Origin of the sequence: Sulfitobacter sp. PM12, assembly GCF_045586035.1 — a bacterium.
Taxonomy (GTDB): domain Bacteria; phylum Pseudomonadota; class Alphaproteobacteria; order Rhodobacterales; family Rhodobacteraceae; genus Sulfitobacter; species Sulfitobacter pontiacus.
The window spans coordinates 2,349,733-2,368,871 of the sequence record NZ_CP151529.1 but is presented as its reverse complement, the minus strand read 5'-3'; the positions used below and the strand labels follow the sequence as shown (position 1 = coordinate 2,368,871).

At 61.6% G+C, this 19,139-nt stretch carries 17 protein-coding genes; 10 read left to right on the top strand and 7 right to left on the bottom strand.

Annotation, left to right across the window (positions count from 1 at the left end; translation table 11 throughout):
- Nucleotides 1-54: 54 nt before the first annotated feature.
- On the bottom strand, nucleotides 55-1,566 hold the full coding sequence (gene gatB / locus AADW22_RS11590) for an Asp-tRNA(Asn)/Glu-tRNA(Gln) amidotransferase subunit GatB (protein WP_005854083.1): 1,512 nt from the start codon (nucleotides 1,564-1,566) through the stop codon (nucleotides 55-57).
- Nucleotides 1,567-1,688: 122 nt separating this feature from the next.
- Nucleotides 1,689-3,002 carry a hypothetical protein gene (locus tag AADW22_RS11585; protein ID WP_407473762.1) on the bottom strand — a complete coding sequence of 438 codons (1,314 nt, stop codon included), beginning with the start codon at nucleotides 3,000-3,002 and terminating at the stop codon, nucleotides 1,689-1,691.
- 207 nt (nucleotides 3,003-3,209) lie between these two features.
- Here AADW22_RS11585 and AADW22_RS11580 point away from each other — a divergent pair, with 207 nt between their 5' ends.
- Nucleotides 3,210-4,052 carry a transglycosylase SLT domain-containing protein gene (locus AADW22_RS11580; RefSeq protein ID WP_407473761.1) on the top strand — a complete coding sequence of 281 codons (843 nt, stop codon included), beginning with the start codon at nucleotides 3,210-3,212 and terminating at the stop codon, nucleotides 4,050-4,052.
- A 20-nt stretch (nucleotides 4,053-4,072) separates the two neighbouring features.
- Here AADW22_RS11580 and AADW22_RS11575 read toward each other — a convergent pair whose 3' ends face one another.
- Nucleotides 4,073-4,534 (bottom strand): hypothetical protein, encoded by a 462-nt coding sequence (locus tag AADW22_RS11575; RefSeq protein WP_407473760.1) that lies wholly within the window; start codon nucleotides 4,532-4,534, stop codon nucleotides 4,073-4,075.
- Nucleotides 4,527-7,079 carry an aminopeptidase N gene (gene pepN / locus AADW22_RS11570; RefSeq protein ID WP_407473759.1) on the bottom strand — a complete coding sequence of 851 codons (2,553 nt, stop codon included), beginning with the start codon at nucleotides 7,077-7,079 and terminating at the stop codon, nucleotides 4,527-4,529. Before pepN ends, AADW22_RS11575 begins: the two co-directional genes overlap by 8 nt.
- A 116-nt stretch (nucleotides 7,080-7,195) precedes the next feature.
- On the opposite strand from pepN, the gene AADW22_RS11565 reads away from it, so the two are divergent.
- From AADW22_RS11565 to AADW22_RS11545, 5 genes are all read left to right on the top strand, one after another.
- Nucleotides 7,196-7,492, top strand: coding sequence for a hypothetical protein (locus AADW22_RS11565; RefSeq protein ID WP_407473758.1), 297 nt, complete (start codon nucleotides 7,196-7,198; stop codon nucleotides 7,490-7,492).
- A 111-nt stretch (nucleotides 7,493-7,603) separates the two neighbouring features.
- Complete coding sequence (locus AADW22_RS11560; RefSeq protein ID WP_180827861.1) at nucleotides 7,604-7,762, top strand: DUF2256 domain-containing protein; 159 nt, start codon at nucleotides 7,604-7,606, stop codon at nucleotides 7,760-7,762.
- 106 nt (nucleotides 7,763-7,868) lie between these two features.
- On the top strand, nucleotides 7,869-10,010 hold the full coding sequence (locus AADW22_RS11555) for a malate synthase G (protein WP_407473757.1): 2,142 nt from the start codon (nucleotides 7,869-7,871) through the stop codon (nucleotides 10,008-10,010).
- Nucleotides 10,011-10,095: 85 nt separating this feature from the next.
- Nucleotides 10,096-10,521 (top strand): GlcG/HbpS family heme-binding protein, encoded by a 426-nt coding sequence (locus AADW22_RS11550; RefSeq protein ID WP_407473756.1) that lies wholly within the window; start codon nucleotides 10,096-10,098, stop codon nucleotides 10,519-10,521.
- Between the two features lie 74 nt (nucleotides 10,522-10,595).
- Complete coding sequence (locus AADW22_RS11545; protein ID WP_005854066.1) at nucleotides 10,596-11,372, top strand: gamma-glutamyl-gamma-aminobutyrate hydrolase family protein; 777 nt, start codon at nucleotides 10,596-10,598, stop codon at nucleotides 11,370-11,372.
- 4 nt (nucleotides 11,373-11,376) lie between these two features.
- On the opposite strand, the gene AADW22_RS11540 is transcribed toward AADW22_RS11545, so the two are convergent.
- Nucleotides 11,377-11,595 carry a hypothetical protein gene (locus AADW22_RS11540; RefSeq protein ID WP_407473755.1) on the bottom strand — a complete coding sequence of 73 codons (219 nt, stop codon included), beginning with the start codon at nucleotides 11,593-11,595 and terminating at the stop codon, nucleotides 11,377-11,379.
- A gap of 49 nt (nucleotides 11,596-11,644) precedes the next feature.
- Nucleotides 11,645-12,397: an SDR family NAD(P)-dependent oxidoreductase gene (locus AADW22_RS11535; protein ID WP_005854063.1), complete on the bottom strand. Its 753-nt coding sequence runs from the start codon at nucleotides 12,395-12,397 to the stop codon at nucleotides 11,645-11,647.
- Nucleotides 12,398-12,643: 246 nt separating this feature from the next.
- On the opposite strand from AADW22_RS11535, the gene AADW22_RS11530 reads away from it, so the two are divergent.
- The 4 genes from AADW22_RS11530 (at nucleotide 12,644) to AADW22_RS11515 (ending at nucleotide 18,094) form a co-directional block, all read left to right on the top strand.
- Nucleotides 12,644-14,218 (top strand): Re/Si-specific NAD(P)(+) transhydrogenase subunit alpha, encoded by a 1,575-nt coding sequence (locus tag AADW22_RS11530; RefSeq protein ID WP_037944493.1) that lies wholly within the window; start codon nucleotides 12,644-12,646, stop codon nucleotides 14,216-14,218.
- Nucleotides 14,219-14,231: 13 nt separating this feature from the next.
- Nucleotides 14,232-15,665 (top strand): NAD(P)(+) transhydrogenase (Re/Si-specific) subunit beta, encoded by a 1,434-nt coding sequence (locus AADW22_RS11525; protein ID WP_064215572.1) that lies wholly within the window; start codon nucleotides 14,232-14,234, stop codon nucleotides 15,663-15,665.
- Between the two features lie 124 nt (nucleotides 15,666-15,789).
- Complete coding sequence (locus AADW22_RS11520) at nucleotides 15,790-16,689, top strand: MBL fold metallo-hydrolase (RefSeq protein WP_407473754.1); 900 nt, start codon at nucleotides 15,790-15,792, stop codon at nucleotides 16,687-16,689.
- Between the two features lie 121 nt (nucleotides 16,690-16,810).
- Nucleotides 16,811-18,094: a DUF3422 family protein gene (locus AADW22_RS11515; RefSeq protein WP_407473753.1), complete on the top strand. Its 1,284-nt coding sequence runs from the start codon at nucleotides 16,811-16,813 to the stop codon at nucleotides 18,092-18,094.
- Nucleotides 18,095-18,096: 2 nt separating this feature from the next.
- On the opposite strand, the gene AADW22_RS11510 is transcribed toward AADW22_RS11515, so the two are convergent.
- Nucleotides 18,097-19,131 carry a YeeE/YedE family protein gene (locus AADW22_RS11510; protein WP_407473752.1) on the bottom strand — a complete coding sequence of 345 codons (1,035 nt, stop codon included), beginning with the start codon at nucleotides 19,129-19,131 and terminating at the stop codon, nucleotides 18,097-18,099.
- Between the last annotated feature and the right edge of the window lie 8 nt (nucleotides 19,132-19,139).

The following is a 19,139-nucleotide window of genomic DNA, read 5'->3' as shown; positions in this document are numbered from 1 at the left end:
AGGGGAGCGTGGCAAGAAAAGGGCCGGGGTTTTGGTAAACCCCGGCCCGATGTCTTAGCCGTTCAGTTTTTGCGCGACGATCTGGTTGACCGCTTTGGGGTTCGCCTTGCCGCCCGTGGCCTTCATCGTCTGACCGACGAACCAGCCGGCGAGCTTTGGGTTCTCGCGCGCCTTGGCGACCTGATCGGGGTTCGCGGCGATGATCTCGTCCACGGCGGCCTCGATCGCGCTGGTGTCTGTGACCTGCTTCATCCCGCGCTCTTCAACGATCACCGCAGGATCACCGCCTTCGGTATAGACGATTTCAAACAGATCCTTGGCGATCTTGCCCGAAATAGCGTCAGAGGCGATCAGATCAATCACACCACCAAGCTGAGCAGGGCTGACGGGGCTGTCGGTGATGGCTTTCTCGTCTTTCTTGAGACGGCCAAACAGTTCGTTAATCACCCAGTTCGCCGCCATCTTGCCGTCGCGACCCTGTGCGGTCGCCTCGAAATAGCCTGCGCTGTCCAGATCCGAGGTCAGCACCGAAGCGTCATAGTCGCTTAGGCCGAAGTCGTTGATGAAACGCGCTTTCTTGGCGTCAGGCAATTCGGGCAGGTTGGCACCGATGTCGTCCACCCACGCCTGTTCGATCACCAAAGGCAACAGATCGGGGTCGGGGAAATAGCGATAGTCATGCGCCTCTTCCTTGGAGCGCATGGAGCGGGTTTCCTGCTTGTCCGGATCGAACAGGCGGGTTTCCTGCACCACTTCGCCACCGGCCTCGACGATGGCAATCTGGCGCTTCGCCTCGACCTCGATCGCTTGCTGGATGAACCGCATGGAGTTCATGTTCTTGATCTCGCAGCGCGTGCCCAGATGGCTGAAATCCTGCGTTTCCTGATATTTTTCGTACTGACCGGGCAGACAGATCGACACGTTCACATCGGCGCGCATGGCACCGGATTGCATGTCGCCGTTGCACGTCCCCAGATAGCGCAGGATCTGGCGCAGTTTGGTCAGATAGGCGGCTGCCTCTTCGGGGCCGCGGATGTCGGGGCGGCTCACGATTTCCATCAGCGCAACACCGGTGCGGTTCAGGTCGACGAAGGACATGTTCGGGTCCATGTCGTGGATCGATTTGCCCGCATCCTGTTCAAGGTGGATGCGTTCAACGCGCACCAGCCGCGCGGTGCCGTCGCCGAGTTCCACCAGCACTTCACCTTCGCCCACAATGGGGTGGTAAAGCTGCGAGATCTGATAGCCCTGTGGCAGGTCGGGGTAGAAATAGTTCTTGCGGTCAAAGGCGCTGTGCAGGTTGATCTCGGCCTTCAGGCCCAGACCCGTGCGCACGGCCTGTTCGACACAGTATTCGTTGATGGTGGGCAGCATGCCGGGCATGGCCGCGTCAACGAAAGCGACGTTATTGTTCGGCTCGGCCCCGAATTTGGTCGAGGCGGCGGAAAAGAGCTTTGCGTTCGACAGAACCTGCGCGTGCACCTCCATCCCGATGACCAGTTCCCAGTCATGTTTGGCACCCGCTATGGTGCGCACTTTGGGGGTGTCATAGGTCAGGTCAAGCATGGGGGCACCTTTGGCGTCAGAAACAGAACGCCTTGGTCATAAGACAGGGGGCGGGGTGCTGCAAGAGGCAGGCCGCGCCAATGCGCGCCGGACTGGCCAAGAGGTGCTGCCCAAAGGCGATCTTAGGCAGGCGTGGCCTGTGGCCCCTTGCTGGTGAACACGATCCGCTGCCCCGAGGCGAGCTCGGACCGGAACAGGCTGGTCATCACCTGCATCGCATCCTCGCGGCCGGACGCGGCGAATTTATGCGGCGACCGGATGCGCAGGTTGTTGTCAAAGCCGTGGGCGGCATGGGCCCAAATCATCGGATGCAATTCTGTCAGATGTGCACGGATGATCCATTCGGTGCAGGCACCGATACGGGCGCGAATGCTGTCGGCGCGTTCGTTTCCGCCGCCGCCAAAGCTGGTCATATTGGCGCAATAGGCCGCCAGCAGGTTCGCGAAATAGGCGGTGGAGTGATGCGCAAGGATGTCGCGCAAGCCGTCGATGAAATAGTCAACGTCCAGATTGACACAGGCCGTATCATCAGAGCAGATCGCGTCAAACATCACCCAGGTATAGCCACCGGCCCCCCAGACATTCTGCACCCGCGCGGCGGTGCGTCTGGCTTCAAGCTCAAGCTCTGAATAGCCGCCGTGATGGCGCGGCAGCAGGTGGTTGCCCAAGGCGCGCATGGGGCGCGGGTTGAGCGGGTTGAGCATAATCAGCTTTTCATAGCTTTCGCGCAGCCCGCCTTGGTGGTTGAACGGCCCACTCGCATGGGCGCAGCAGGTGGCCGCGACAAGCGCGCTGGTGGGATGCTGGGCAATGAAGGGAGCGATGATCTCTCCGGCGCGCTCGAAGTGGGCGATGCAGGCGTCGCGGTTGCGTTGCGGCAGCACGTTGCTTTCGCCTTTGCCGCGCCACGCCCAGCCGATGTCGATATGCGCCTGTGCCACGACGCAGGCGACGACGTAATCGTCTTGGTGCTCCTCCAGCACATGTTCGAAATCCTCGATCCCGCTCAGCAAGGCTTTGGCAAAGCCGCTGTCCACGTCCTCGATCGCGTGCTCTGTCGCCATCACCACATCGGCACGGGCACCATAGGCGATCAGCTCGGCCACAGGCATGGACCCGGGGGTGAGCCTGCTATCAGCATCTGCCGCGCGGATCACCTTTGACAGGGCCGCCCAGTTCTCCTGCCGCACCAAGCCTTGGCCCAACTGGTGGTTTTCATCGCAAAGACGGTCCTCGGCGGTGGGATCAGGGCAGTCGATGCTGAGCATTTCATGGGGCGAAGGCGGCACAGCATCAGGGCGCGGCACGGCGGTTTGCGCGGTTTTCTGAGGCTGCGGGCGGGGTTCTTGCTTGCGCGGCGTTTGGCCAAGATCGTCAGAATCCAACAGCAGCGTCGGAACGCTTTTGCGTTTGAATAAATTCTTGAGGTGCCGCATCGTTTGTCCAGTCCTATATGAACCCGTCTTCTGCCACTGAAAATGGCGGGATAATTAGGCACCAAGATGGCATCGCGATGGTTAGTCTGGGATTTGCCAAGCGTCTGAACGCGGCTTTAAGGCTGAATAATGCCTGATTGTTCAAAGACCGGCGACGATGGCGCGGAACACGCTATGTTGTGCGCGAATACGACTGGGGGAGTAGGAATGTCAGCAAAGATAACAGCACGCCGCAGCGGCATGCGGCGCGGTGGTCTGGGGCGGGTGATTCTCGCGCCGGTGATGGTCGCGCTACTGTCCGGTGGCGTGGCACTGCCGTTGGCGGCCGAGACGGTGAATGTCCTGCGCCCTGTGGCCCGCAGCGCGGTCCCTGATCCTGACACCACGCCGCCGACCGCCGCCGCGCCGATTGAACCCGCGCCCGCCGTGCCCGGAGAGGGGGCCACAGCGGGCCCCGACCTTGCGACCGCCGCGCCGATCAATCTTTACGAGGTCTCGCCGCCTGCGCGCAACGGCGTAATCCCGCGCACAAGGTGGCAGCACCGGCGCGGGCATGCGGTCTGGACGCGCACGGCGCTGTCCGCGCTCAAGTCCCACGGTAAGCCCCTGGTTGATATGGTGCCTGCCGACATCGACGACTGGTGCCCGGCCTATCCCACCGCCTCGGACGCGGACCGCAGGGCGTTCTGGGTCGGGTTCATGTCGGCGCTGGCGAAACATGAGAGTACGTATAAGGCCCGCGCGGTCGGGGGCGGCGGTCTGTGGTACGGGCTGCTGCAGATCCTGCCTGCCACCGCGCGCGGCTATGGCTGCAACGTCGGCACGGGCGCGGGGTTGCAGAACGGGGCCGCGAACCTGAGCTGTGCGGTGCGGATCATGGCGGTCACCGTGCCCCGTGACGGGGTGATCTATGGCCGCGGCGGGCGTGGTGTCGCGGCGGACTGGGGCCCATTGCGCAGCCCTGCGAAACGTCGGGACATGTCGCGCTGGCTGAAGCAGCAAGCCTATTGCAAACCACTGGGTGCGACGCGCCCCAAGCCGCGACCCTGAACGCGCCGCCCGTGGCCGGCCTAGCCGCGCAGGCTAAAGTGGTGCCGCTGCGTGGGGACGCCAGCGGCGTGCAGCGCGTGCTCGAACGGGCGGTGCGGGGGCATGGTATCGGGGGGAACACGCAACCGCTGCCCCGACCGCAGCACCACCGTCGCGCGGACAGAGAGGTCCAGCCGCGTATCAAGGCGGATGTGGTCGATTGTGTCGAGCGGGATCGTGACCTTATCCTTGCCCCGCTGCCAGACCAGCGCCTGCGGGGAGAGGCTCAGGCTGGCGATGGGGTTCGTCGCAAGTTCCCATAGCGCGGGCAGGGTGAAGAGGGCGACGATCGCCAGTATCACCGGGGACGCCTCAATCACGACATAGGCAGTGACCAGCGCCAGCCAGACAGCCGCGACCACCAAAGCCGTCCAAAGGCTGCGCCCCGCACGCCGGTAGCGGAAGGTGCCCCGCGGCGGGACACCTTCGGCGGCATCATGCACCGCGGATACGTGTCAGCATTTCGGTCGTGTCACGCGACAGGCCGGGTTGCGACAGGATGCGGTCCAGCTCTGCCTTGATCATGTCCTGACGGTCAGTGTCATAGCGTTTCCATGTCTGGAAGGCCGAACACATCCGCGCAGTGGTCTGCGGGTTCACCGGATCAAGCTGGATCAGCCAATCGGCAAGCAGACGATAGCCCGCCCCCGAAGCATGGTGGAAGCCCGCGTGATGCGCAGCAAAGGCCCCCAGCACAGCGCGGAAGCGGTTGGGGTTCTTCCAGTTGAAGTCAGGGTGTTTGGTCAGCGTCTCGACCACCTCGTGGGCGTCTTCGGGGTCGGCTTCCATCACCTGCAGGCCGAACCACTTGTCCATGACCAGACGGTCCGCTTTCCACTGTGCCTCGAAGGCCTCCACAGCCTTGTTGCCGCGACCGGCGCGGACCAGATTGGCCAGCGCGGAAAGCTGCTGGGTCATATTGTCGGCCGCGTCATATTGCTCTTGCGCGAGCACGCCGTCGTCATTGCGCGTCAGCAGGGACAGGGCGGCATTGGACAAGGCGCGCTTGCCCGCCTGTTTCGCGTTTGGCTCGAACGGGGCGTCGACGGTGTGACGGCGATAAAGCGTCGGCAACAGATCGGCAAAGGCGTCGGCCATCGCGGCGCGGGTCGCCTCGGTCGCGGCATAGATGATGTCGGGGTCGGGGGTGTCGCCTGCCTCTGACAGCGCGCGCGCCAGATCGGATTGCGACGGCAGCCCCAGCATCAGCGCGCGATACGCCGGATCAAGGGTTTCATCCCCGATCACCGCGCGGATACCGGCCAGCCAATCCTTGTTCGGGGCCTTGCCCTCGCGGATCATCCCAAGCAGCGACCCATAAGCCAGCATGCGCCCCTGTTCCCAACGGTTGAACGGATCGGTGTCATGGGCCAGCAGATGCGCGCGGTCTGCGTCCGATAGGTCTTGGGACAGCACCACCGGCGCGGAAAAGCCGCGCAGCACGGATGCCACAGGGCGCGTCCCCAGATCGTCAAAGACAAAGCTTTGTTCGGCCTGCGTCATTTCCAGCACCGTGGTCTCGTGCACCTCGTCCCCGTCCTGACCGATCAGCCCGACAGCGATCGGCAGCACATAGGGCTGCGGGTCGTCGGTGGCCGCTCTGGCGGGGGTGTGCTGCTTGAAATGCAACGTCAATGTGCCGTGGTCCCAGCTTTCGGTGACCGACAGCTGCGGCGTGCCCGCCTGGGAATACCAGCGCTTGAACTGCCCCAGATCGCGGCCTGTTGTATCCTCGAACACCTGTAGCCAGTCTTCGATGGTACAAGCCTGCCCGTCGTGGCGATCGAAATAGAGGTCAAGCGCTTTTGAATACGCCGCGTCCCCGACCAGCAGCTTGAGCATGCCAATCACCTCGGCCCCTTTTTCATAGACCGTGGCGGTGTAGAAGTTGTTGATTTCCTGAAAGCTCTCGGGGCGCACGGGATGCGCCAGCGGGCCTTGGTCCTCGGGGAATTGGCGGGCGCGCAGGTCGATCACATCACCGATCCGCTTCACCGCGGCAGAGCGCATGTCAGAGGTAAACTGGCTGTCGCGATAGACCGTCAGCCCTTCCTTCAGGCACAGCTGAAACCAATCACGGCAGGTGATGCGGTTGCCGGTCCAGTTGTGGAAATACTCATGCGCGATAATGGCCTCGATCCGTTCAAAGTTCATATCGGTCGAGGTTTCGGGCGACGCGAGAACGGCGGAGGAGTTGAAGATGTTCAGCCCCTTATTCTCCATCGCGCCCATGTTGAAGTCATCCACGGCGACGATGTTGAACAGATCAAGATCGTATTCACGACCATAAACGTCCTCGTCCCATTTCATACTGTCTTTCAGCGCCTGCATCCCAAAAGCGCATTTGCCTTCGTCACCGGGGCGCACATAGAGGTTCAGGTCAACCTTGCGGCCGGATTTCGTGGTGAAGCTGCCGGGGTGTGCGACCAGATCGCCCGCGACCAGAGCAAACAGGTAGGCAGGCTTGGGCCAGGGATCATGCCATTCGGCGGTATCCTTGCCGCTGCTGACGGGGTTGCCGTTGGACAGCAATACCGGATGTGGTCCGTTGATGGTCACGGTAAACACTGCCATCACATCGGGGCGGTCGGGGTAATAGGTGATCTTGCGAAAGCCTTCCGCCTCGCATTGGGTGCAATACATGCCGTTCGACATATAAAGCCCCTCAAGAGCGGTGTTGCCCATCGGGTCGATCTCTACCTCGGCTTCCCAGACGAAGGGCGCGTTTGGCACAGCGCAGGTCAGCCCCAGGGGCGTCACCTCGGGCGAGACGGGCGTGCCATCAATCGTGGCCGAGACGAGCGATAGGTTCTCCCCGTGCAGAAAGAACGTCTTGTCGCTTGCATCGGGGTTGGGGCGAAAGGAGATACGGCTTTTGACGCGGGTCTTGCGCGGGTCCAGATCGAAGTGCAGCGCGACATCGTCGATGATAAAGCCATAAGGCGTGTAGTCGGCCAGATATATCGTCTGGGGGGCAGCGTCGCGCATGTTTTTTCCTTCTGTTTGGAACCAGATGTCCAGCGCTCAAGTTAGTCTTGCAACACGGCACCTGCAAGGTCGCCACCCGAGAAGATCAACTTTCACCGAACCCATCGGAGGGCATCATGTCTGCACCCGACACAAATATCGACAAACAAGAGAAACAGCACAAACCCGCGCTGCTTGGCGTTAAAGGCGCGATGATCTTCGGCATCGTGATTACGGCCATTCTTGGCTTCATCCTGATCGACAACGGTCGCGAAGACCGTCAGCCCGCTGCCGAAGAAGGCACGCAGGCCATTACCACTGACAGCACCGTCCCCGCGGTGACCGAGGAAGACACAAGCGGCGCAACACAGGCGGGTGATACCAACGCAGCGCCTGTGGATCCCGTCGCACCGGGGACAAACGAAAGCAACTGAGTTTTATAAGCGCTTTTAACGATTGAAGATTTAATGATTTGGACGGCAGACCTTGGCGACAAGGTCTGCCGTTTTTTATGATGATAGGGATTATCCGGGGGGAAAGGCGCAATGGCGAAAATGCGCAAGAAATCAGATATTCCGACCAAGATATGCCAAAGCTGCGGGCTGCCCTTTAGCTGGCGGCGCAAGTGGGCGCGCGATTGGGAGGCGGTGAAATACTGCTCTGACCGATGCCGCAGGGCGCGGGGGGCCGCTAGCGCTCAGTAGGGGCTGCATTGGTAAGATGTTTTTACCAATACATGTTGCTCCACGGGGGGATACCTTCTAAGTCTTGTCGCAAAGCAAATTCCACGCGAGCGACAGGAGCTATGAGATGACACAGCGTACCGACAAGAACGGCCTTCAGGTTGCCGCCGAACTGGTTGATTTTATCGAGGGTGCAGCACTGCCCGGCACCGGCATCGATGCGGGAACGTTCTGGGCGGGGCTCAGCGATCTGGTACATGACCTTGGCCCCAAGAACCGCGCGCTGTTGCAGACCCGCGCAGACATGCAGGCCAAGATCGACAGCTGGCACAAGGAACGGGCCGGCCAGCCTCATGATGCGGACGCCTACACAAGCTTTCTGCGCGAGATCGGGTATCTGGTGCCCGAAGGCCCCGCGTTCGAGATTGACACGAAAGGCGTCGACCCTGAAATCGCTCAGGTGCCTGGCCCGCAGCTGGTGGTGCCGATCACTAACGCCCGCTTTGCCCTGAACGCCGCCAATGCGCGGTGGGGCAGCCTGTATGACGCCTATTACGGCACCGACGCTTTGGGTGATCTGCCGCAGGGCAAGGGATACGATGCGGACCGTGGTACACGGGTCGTGGCGCAGGCCAAGGCGTTTCTGGATGACGCGGTGCCGCTGGCGTCAGGCAGTCACGCGGATGTAACGGGGTATGCCGTGGTTGACGGCGCGCTGACACCTGCGTTGAAAGATCCGGCGCAGTTTGTCGGCTACCGTGGCGATGCAGCCGCGCCCGAGGCGATCTTGCTGCGCAACAACGGGCTGCACATCGAAATCCGGATCGACGCCGCGCATAACATCGGCAAGACCGATCCGGCAGGCGTGGCGGATGTGCTGCTGGAATCCGCGATGTCCACGATCATGGATTGTGAAGACAGCGTTGCCGCCGTGGACGCAGAGGACAAGGTCGTGGCCTATGGTAACTGGTTGGGGCTGATGAAAGGCGATCTGTCGGAAACCTTTGAAAAGGGCGGCCAGCAGGTCACGCGCGAGATGCACGGGGATCGCGACTATACCGCGCCAGACGGCAGCGCGCTGACGATCAAGGGACGGTCGCTGATGCTGGTGCGCAATGTCGGCCACCTGATGACCAACCCCGCCATTCTGGACCGCGACGGGCGCGAGATTGGCGAAGGGCTGATGGATGCCATGGTCACCACGCTGATCGCGATGCACGATCTGCAAAAGACCGGGGGCATGCGCAACTCGGTCGCGGGATCGGTCTATGTGGTAAAGCCCAAGATGCACGGGCCCGAGGAAGTGGCCTTTGCTGATGAGATATTTACCCGCGTGGAAACCGTGCTGGGTCTGCCCGCCAATACGGTCAAGCTGGGCATCATGGATGAGGAGCGCCGCACCTCGGTCAACCTGGCGGAGTGTATCCGCGCGGCCAAATCGCGCGTGGCCTTTATTAACACCGGCTTCCTTGATCGTACCGGCGACGAGATCCACACCTCTATGGAGGCAGGGCCGATGGTGCCCAAGGGCGAGATGAAAAACGCCCCCTGGATCAGCGCCTATGAGGATCGCAACGTTGATATCGGTCTGGCCTGCGGCCTGCAGGGACGTGCCCAGATCGGCAAGGGCATGTGGGCCATGCCCGATATGATGGAGGCAATGCTGGAGGCCAAGATCGGTCACCCCAAGGCGGGTGCGAACTGCGCTTGGGTGCCATCGCCCACGGCCGCCACACTGCACGCGATGCACTACCATAAAATCGACGTGCTGGCGCGTCAGGACGAGATCAAACAGGGCGGGGCCCGTGGCACGCTGGCCGATTTGCTGACCATTCCGGTCCTGGACGGGCGTAACCTGTCGGACGCGGATATCGCGCAGGAGGTTGAGAACAACGCCCAAGGTATCCTTGGCTATGTTGTGCGATGGGTCGATCAGGGTGTGGGGTGCTCGAAGGTGCCAGACATCCATGACGTCGGCCTGATGGAAGACCGCGCGACCTGCCGCATCTCGGCTCAGGCGCTGGCGAACTGGCTGCACCACGGGGTGATCTCGGAAGAGCAGGTCACGGCGGCTCTCAAGAAGATGGCCGCTGTTGTGGACCGGCAGAATGCGGGCGATCCGCTGTATCAGTCTATGGCACCGGGTTTTGACGGCATCGCCTTTCAAGCGGCCAGCGATCTGGTGTTGAAAGGACGCGTGCAGCCTTCGGGCTATACCGAACCTGTCCTGCATGCCCGCCGGTTGGAGCTGAAAGCCGCGCAGGGCTGAGTTTGAAGTTTCGGAAAGGGCGAGGGGCCAGCCCCTCGCGCTCCCCGGAGTTTAGTTGGCAAAATGAAGTAACAATGAGGATAGCATGGCAGTCACATTAGAGCAGGCGCGGACGATGATCGCCGAGACGTTCAAGAAGGGGCATGAGCTGGGGCTGAAGCCCTTGTCGGCAGTGGTGCTTGATGCGGGCGGCCACGTGCAAGCCTTCGAGCGGGAAGACGGTGCCGCACCGGGGCGTTTCGGGATCGCCCACGGCAAAGCCTATGGCGCGGTGATGCTGGGAATGGCAGGGCGCGCGCAGATGGCACGGGCCGAACAGCAGGCCTATTTCATGGCGGCAGTGAACGGTGTGTACCGCGGGGCGGTGGTGCCTGTGCCCGGCGGCTTGCTGCTGCGCGATGACGCCGGCGTCGTGATTGGCGCGCTGGGCGTGACGGGGGATACCTCGGACAATGATGTTAAAGCAGCGCTGGCAGGGATTGAAGCGGCAGGGCTGAAAGGCGAGGAATAACGCCCGCTTTGGGGTGTTGAGGTCGGATTGAGGACGCGGTAGGCTTTGAGCGAAATCAAACTCTGAGGCTGAATATGGCGCGTCCTGTTGTTGGTATTGTCGGAAACACCAGCCTGTTGAACGATCAATATCCGATCCATGCCGCCGGCACGATGAACACCATCGCCGTAGCGCAGGTGTCTGGCTGTTTGCCCCTAATCATCCCGAGCGACCCGTCGCTTGTGTCGGTGGAAGAGCTGTTGGAGACCTGCGACGGCTTTTTGCTGACCGGCGGGCGGCCCAATGTGCACCCCGAGGAATACGGCGAACCCGCGACCGAGGCGCATGGTACCTTTGACCGTGCGCGCGACGCTATCGCCCTGGGGCTGGTGCGCGCCTGCGTTGAACGCGGGCAGCCGTTCTTTGGCGTCTGCCGGGGGTTCCAAGAGGTGAATGTCGCCATGGGTGGCACGCTTTACCCCGAAATCCGTGAACTGCCCGGCCGTATGAACCACCGTATGCCCCCCGATGGCACGATGGAGCAGAAGTTCGAGCTGCGCCACGACGTGACCTTTACCCAAGGTGGCGTCTTCCACGAGGTCTTGGGGGCCCCGAAAGTGCGGACAAATACCTTGCATGGGCAGGGGATCAAGGCGGCGGGTCCGCGTGTGGTGATCGATGGTTTTGCCGAAGACGGCACGCCAGAGGCGATATATATCAAGGACGCGCCGGGGTTCACCCTTGCCGTGCAGTGGCACCCCGAATGGGACGCGGGCAATGATCCGGTGTCGCGTCCCCTGTTCGAACGCTTTGGTGCGGCGGCGCAGGCCTGGGCGGACAGCAAGCATCAGCGAATGTTGAAATCCGCCTGACAGGTTACCCCGACAGCGTGATGCGCGGCACATGCAAGGGGCCTGACCTTGCTAGATAGCGGGCGGTCAGCGTGTCGATCTTCTGCCAGAGGAAATCCGGCGGCGCGGCAGATCTTGGCTGCGGCGCGCGTGGTTTGCCCGCGTGCTGGAGGTGCCGTTTGCGGCAGCTTTGAAAAGCGACGGCGCTTGGGGGCGGGGCTATCGGGTATGTGATCTTGTGCATGGGGCGACCTTAGCCGCCCCAAAGTTAACAAATCATGACCGGTGAGCGATTACATCTCGCCGCCGGTGACTTGGATGCATTGGCCATTGATGCTTTGCGACCCCGGACCGGTGAGCCATGCGGCCGCGGCTGTGACCTCGGACACCTCGATCAGACGCTTGTGCGGGTTGGAGTTGACCATGATCGCGCGCGCTTTTTCTTCCGAGATACCAGCACGTTCCGAGATCGACGCCGTATTGCGCGACACGATGGGCGTGTCGACATAGCCGGGGCAGATCGCGTTGAACGTATAGGGTTGCCCCAGATAATCCGCCGCCAGCGATTTGACCAAACCGATCATCCCGTGTTTCGACGCCGAATAGGCCGCAGCCCCGGGCAGCCCCTTCAGGCCCGCCATCGAAGAGATCGCGATGACGCGGCCCCAGTCGGTATCGCGCATGGTTTTCAACGATTCGCGGATGGTCAGAAAAGCACCGTCGAGATTGGTCGACATCATATTGCGCCAGAATTCCATATCGGTCTTATGCACGGCCTTGCCCTCGGCGATGCCGGCGTTGGGGATGCAGATCTGGATCGGACCGTGGGCTTTGACGGCGGCGGCGATCTTGGCGACCACGTCTTCCTCGCTGCGCACGTCCATTGCCATGCCGGTCATGTTATCGCCTGCGACCTCGTCCAGCACCTCTTGGCGTCGGCCTGTGATGGTCACATGTGCGCCCCGTGCGGCCAGATCCCGCGCGATGTCCAGCCCGATGCCGGTGCCGCCGCCCGTGATCAGCGCGTGTTTTCCCTGTAGGTCCATTCTGCTCTCCCTTATGAAATGGATCATCATGGGGGGCATGCTGTCGGCAGCAGGGGGCAGGTGCAAGGGCGCGCGGGTTTTCACGCAACGTCGTAAACCTAAAAATCGGGCTGTTAGCGCTATTGACGCTGCAAAACGCTGTTCTAATTATGTCCGTCTCTTGTACTATAGGAACCCAAGCGCTATCGCTCTGGGTAATATTATTGCGCCACACTGGGCGTAGAAGCACAAACGGGGGACTCTGGATTGAAGATCGGGACGCCAAAAGAAACATTTGAAGGGGAAAATCGCGTTGCGATGACTCCGGAATCAGCACTGCAGCTGCAAAAGCTTGGTCATAGCTGTATGATCGAAGCTGGCGCAGGCGAGGCGGCTGGTTTTTCCAACGATAAATATGTCGAAGCCGGGGTAGAGGTGATCGACACGGCGGCCGAGCTTTGGGAGACGGCGGATGTCGTGGCCAAGGTCCGCGTCCCCAACACCGAAGAAATGGCGATGCTGCGGTCCGACCAGACGCTGATCTCTTTCTTCAGCCCTGTGGCCGATGAGGCCAAGATGAAAGAGGCGGCAGAGAAAGGCACCACTGTCGTCGCGATGGAGATGATCCCCCGGATCAGCCGCGCGCAGAAAATGGATGCGCTGTCGTCCATGGCGAACATCGCGGGCTACCGTGCGGTGATCGAGGCAGGCAACAACTTTGGCCGCTTCTTTACCGGTCAGATCACGGCGGCGGGCAAGGTGCCTCCGGCGAAGGTTCTGGTTGTCGGTGCCGGTGTTGCCGGTCTGGCCGCGATCGGGACATCCACATCCCTTGGCGCGATCACGCTGGCCTTTGACGTGCGTCCAGAAGTGGCCGAACAGGTTGAATCGATGGGGGCCGAGTTTGTCTACCTCGATTTCGAGGAAGAGCAGCAGGACGGCTCTGCCTCCGGTGGCTATGCCTCTGTTTCCTCGCCTGAATTCCGCGAGGCACAGCTGGCCAAATTCCGCGAGCTGGCCCCCGAGGTCGACATCGTCATCACCACCGCCCTGATCCCCAACCGCGAAGCGCCTGAGCTGTGGACCGAAGATATGGTCGCAGCGATGAAGCCCGGGTCGGTGATCGTCGATCTGGCGGCGGAAAAGGGTGGCAACTGCAAGCTGACCAAGATGGACGAGAAAATCGTGACCGAGAATGGCGTGACCATCATCGGCTACACCGATTTCCCCAGCCGAATGGCAACGCAGGCCTCGACGCTTTATGCGACCAATATCCGTCACCTGATGACCGATCTGACGCCGGAAAAAGACGGTGTGGTCAACCACAACATGGAAGACGACGTGATCCGTGGGGCGACCATCACCCATGACAAGGAAGTCACCTTCCCACCACCTCCACCCAAAGTGGCCGCGATTGCGGCGGCTCCGAAGAAAGACAAGCCGAAAGAGCTGACAGCGGAAGAGAAACGCGCCAACGAAGTGGCCGCGTTCAAGGCACAAACCCGCAATCAGGTCGGCCTGCTGGCCATCGGTGGCGTGCTGCTGTTGGCGGTAGGTCTGGTCGCGCCGGCGAGCTTTATGCAGCACTTTATCGTATTCGTGCTCTCCGTGTTTATCGGCTTCCAGGTGATCTGGGGTGTGGCACACAGTCTGCACACACCGCTGATGGCTGTGACCAATGCGATTTCGTCGATCATCATTCTGGGGGCGGTCATGCAGATCGGGTCCGGGTCGTTCCTGGTGATTATTCTGGCCGCGCTGTCGGTCTTTATGTGCGGGATCAACATCTTTGGTGGCTTCCTCGTGACACGGCGCATGCTTGCCATGTTCCAAAAATCGTAAAGGGTTCAGGTAAATGGATTTTGGTTTTACAACAGCGGCTTACGTAGTCGCCGCCATCCTCTTCATCCTCAGCCTTGGCGGGCTGTCGGGTCAGGAAAGCGCCAAGCGCGCGGTATGGTACGGGATCGTGGGCATGGCTTTGGCCGTGGCTGCGACATTGATCGGGCCGGGGGCCGGCTTCTGGCTGCTGTCGCTGATCCTGATCGCGGGTGGCGGTGCCATCGGCTATCAACTGGCGACAAAAGTGCAGATGACGCAGATGCCCGAACTGGTTGCCGCGATGCACAGCCTTGTGGGTCTGGCGGCGGTCTTTGTCGGCTATAACGCGCATATCGAACTGGGCAACGTGCTGGCGATGGATGACACCGCCCGCAAGGCGACCGAAGGGTTCGCAGCGCTGCTGGCCAAGAAAGACAGCGTCGAGATCGCGATCCTGCGGGTCGAACTGTTCCTTGGTGTGTTCATCGGTGCCATCACCTTTACTGGGTCGGTCATCGCCTATGGCAAGCTGGCGGGGCGCGTGGATACGTCGGCGACAAAACTGCCCGGCGGTCACATCCTGAACGCGGCGGCTGCTGGCCTGTCGCTGCTGTGTCTGGTCTGGTACTTCAACACCGGTGGCTTCCTGCCGCTGTTCATCATGACCCTGGCGGCGCTGTTTATCGGCTACCACCTGATCATGGGTATCGGCGGCGCGGATATGCCCGTGGTTGTGTCGATGCTGAACAGCTACTCTGGCTGGGCTGCGGCGGCGATCGGTTTCAGCCTTGGCAACGATCTTCTGATCGTCGTGGGGGCGCTGGTCGGCTCGTCCGGTGCGATCCTGTCCTACATCATGTGTAAAGCGATGAACCGGTCGTTCGTCAGCGTGATCCTCGGCGGCTTCGGCGGGACATCCGGTCCGCAGATGGAGGTCGAGGGCGAGCAGGTCGCGATCGACACTGACGGTGTTGCCACCCTGCTGAACGAGGCCGACAGCGTAATCATCATCCCCGGTTACGGCATGGCGGTGGCTCAGGCGCAGCAAGCGGTCAGCGAGCTGGTCAAGAAGCTGCGGGCCAAAGGCAAGAACGTGCGTTTCGCCATTCACCCCGTTGCGGGGCGTCTGCCGGGTCACATGAACGTGCTGCTGGCCGAGGCCAAAGTGCCCTATGACATCGTGATGGAGATGGACGAGATCAACGATGATTTCCCGTCGACCGACGTGGCGATCGTGATCGGGTCCAATGACATCGTGAACCCTGCCGCACAGGACGACCCCAACAGCCCCATCGCCGGTATGCCGGTTCTGGAATGCTGGAAGGCCAAGAACGTCATCGTGTCCAAACGCGGGCAGGGGACAGGCTATTCCGGCATCGAGAACCCGCTGTTCTTCAAAGACAACACGCGGATGCTTTACGGCGACGCCAAGGCGAGCCTCGACAAGCTGCTGCCGCTGATCGACTGATCACGCGACAGGCGACAAACCAAGGGGCGGTGCAGCAATGCGCCGCCCCTTTTGCTTTTGGGGCGAAGGCAGTGGAACTCAAGCCGGTGGCACGTGTTGAATTGTCATATAGGAGGATTTGAATATGAAGTTTTCGCGCACCAGCCCCTCGACCGGCCCCGGTTCCCCTGAAGTGACCGGCTTTTACGATGACGATACCGGCAGCATCCAATATCTGGTGGCGGATCCGGCGACCTCAAAAGCGGCGGTGATCGACGTGGTTCTGGGCTTCAGCCCACAAAGTGCGGCGACTGACACGCAGCATGTCGATACCATCCTGCGCCACGCGGAAGCCGCGGGCTACGAGATCGAATGGATCCTCGACACGCACCCCCATGCGGACCATCTCATGGCCTCGCACGTGCTAAAACAGCGGTTGAACAAGCCCAATGCCATCGGGGCCAAGGTGAGAGAGATCGCAGAGCTCTGGCGTGCCTATTACAACATGCCCGACGCCTTTGACCCCGCCGCCGATTTCGACCACCTTTTCGAGGATGGCGATACATTCACCATCGGCGAGCTGCCCGTGCGGGTGATGCTGTCGCCGGGGCACACGTTGGGGTCGATCACCTATGTTGTAGGCTCTGACGCGGCTTTTGTGCATGACAGCTTTATGCAGCCTGACGTGGGCACTGCGCGTGCCGATTTTCCGGGGGGCACCGCGGCTGAACTCTACCAGTCCCTGCAAGATATCCTTGCCCTGCCGGATGCAACGCGCCTGTTCATCGGCCATGACTATGGCACCGAGTATCGCAGCCAACCCATGTGGGAATCCACCGTGGCCGAACAACGCCGGCACAACGCCCATATCGGCGGTGGCGTGTCGCAGCAAAGCTTCGTCGACCAGCGCGAGGCGCGGGACAAAACCCTCGCGCTGCCCGACCGGATGCTGCATGTCTTACAGATGAACCTTCGGGCAGGGCGCTTGCCGGAGGCCGAAGACGACGGTCACGCTTACCTCAAGATACCGGTCAACCGGTTCTGAAACGGTTCCGGTATTCCGCGGTATACGGTTAACCCTATGAAAGATATGTGAAATATATCTAGGCGAATGGCGGTGGTCACGATAGACTGCTTTGATTGTCCCCTTGTAGAAAGCCCGCATCGTGCCCGCCCTCGACGATCACCCCCTGCGCTATACGCTCAATAGCGAGCTGCACGCCCGCCCGTTCCCCTCGCTCACCGCGCCCCATGTTGCGGCCTATCTGGCCGTGCGCCCATTGGGGGAGGCCGCGCGGCGGGACCGCTCTGTCGATCTGCAACAGCTCCGTGATCTCTTGGCCCATTATGGTGCGCCGCTACCCGCCGCGGACGCGACCCATTATTTCGGCCCGATGGGAAAATACACGCTGAAGTGGGAGCAGCATACCGAGTTCGTGACCTATACGGTGTTTCTGGATCAGCTCGGCCAGCGCCCCTTTGATCCGGCAGAGTTTGATGTCTTCCCGCAGGATTGGCGCGCGGGCCTGAACGCGCAGCGGATCACCTCTATTCTGCTGCGGCTGGTGCCCCGCCTGCCACAGGACGCGCAGATCGCCGAGGCGTTGCAAGACTGGTTCGTCCCCGAAAGCCTCGCCGTGGCATCGGTGCTTGAAGATGCTGCCGTCATCGCCAGCGACTTTCGCATCGATCCCGCGGGTCACATGCGCATGGCGGTCTTTGCGAGCGAAGGCACGGGCAGCCGCCGCTTGGGCCGTATCGTGCAACGTCTGTGCGAGATAGAGACCTATAAATCCATGTCGATGCTCGGCTTTGCCAAGGTGCGCGAATTCGCGGGCCAGTTGGACCGTATCGATGCAGAGCTGAACGATCTGATGGCGGGTATGGCAGGCACCTCTGCCATGGCCGAAGACACGCTGCACCGGCTGCTGGATATCTCTGTCGGGCTGGAGGCGCTTTCGGCCGATGCGTCTTACCGTCTGGGCGCGACAGAGGCGTATCAAGCCATCGTCGCACAGCGGATAGGGGCCCTGCGCGAAACACGGTTCATGGCGCGGCAAGGGTTTGATGAATTCATGATGCGCCGCTACGAGCCTGCGATGCGAACGGTCACATCCTCGGAAACACGGCTCAATAAAATGTCCGCCCGCGCCAGCCGCGCGGCCGAATTGTTGCGGACACGGGTTGATGTGGAACGATCCGCGCAAAATCAGGCGATACTGGCCAGCATGGACAAACGCTCTGACCTGCAACTGCGCTTGCAACACACGGTCGAAGGGCTGTCCGTGGTGGCGATCAGCTATTACGCGGTGTCGCTGGTGGGCTATATGCTTTACCCGCTGGCCGACCGTATCGGGGTCAGCAAGGGCACGCTCACGGCAGTGGCCGTCCCGGTGGTAGTGCTGTTGGTCTGGGGACTGCTGCGCCGCCTGCGCCACAAGATCAAATAGGGTCAGTTGCCCGCCGGTGTTGCGCGCAGGAAGGCATGCATCGCCAGCACGCCGACACCGATCATCACAATCGCAAGGATCGCGGCAAGGGACAGCGTGGGCACGCCGGACAATCCGGCCCCCAGCGTGCAGCCGCCCGCCAGTACACCGCCCACACCCATCAGCGCTGCTCCGGTCAGATAGCGGCCCGTCTGGGCGGGTGTCTCGAAACTCTGCCAGCCAAAGCCGCCAAAGATCAGGCTCGACGCGCAGGCCCCCAGGGCCACGCCCCCCAAAAGCCCGACGCCAAAGCCCGCGGGGATCGAACTGCTGGCCACCACCCAGAACAGCGCATCGGCCGAAGGAGAGGTGAACGACAGGCTTTCCATCGCGATAGGGTCGAATTCGTCAAACAGTATAAACCCCGTCCCGACCCAGGCCAGCGGGACCAGCAGACCAATCATCGCCGCCATCACCAGATGGGTCCAGCGATTGCCCGATCGCAGCGCCACGGCAAGGGCCGCCACCACGATCAGACCGCCCCATAGCATCACCCCCCCGGGCAGGGCGGCAAGGCTGACGTAATCGCCAAGCCCAAGCGTCACACTGCCAAGCGCTACGCGCACTGGGGCCAGCACGCCTTTCAACGTGGCATGGGCCACAACGGCAAAGACAACCACGACCAACGCCGCGCGCAAATTGCCGGAGCCCGCCAGAATGGTCAGCCGAGAGATACAGCCCCGCGTCAACACCATCCCCGCGCCAAAGAACAGCCCGCCGATGGCAATCGCCAGATAGGGCACATCCGGCACCATAAAGCGGTGTTCGGCAAAGCTGATCCAGCCCATGGCGACCGCGACCTGCGTCCCTAGCACGGCAAAAGCCAGCGCCGTCAGCCAGACCCCTTTTGCGGCGCGCCGGTCCTCGCCAATCAGCGAGCGGCGAAAACAGAATTTGGTGATCTGCCCGAGTATGCCAAAGATCACCCCAACCGCCAGCGCGAACCAGACAGCCGCTTGTTGCGGTGTGGTGGTCTCAAAACCGAATTGTTCAAACATCCCCGTGA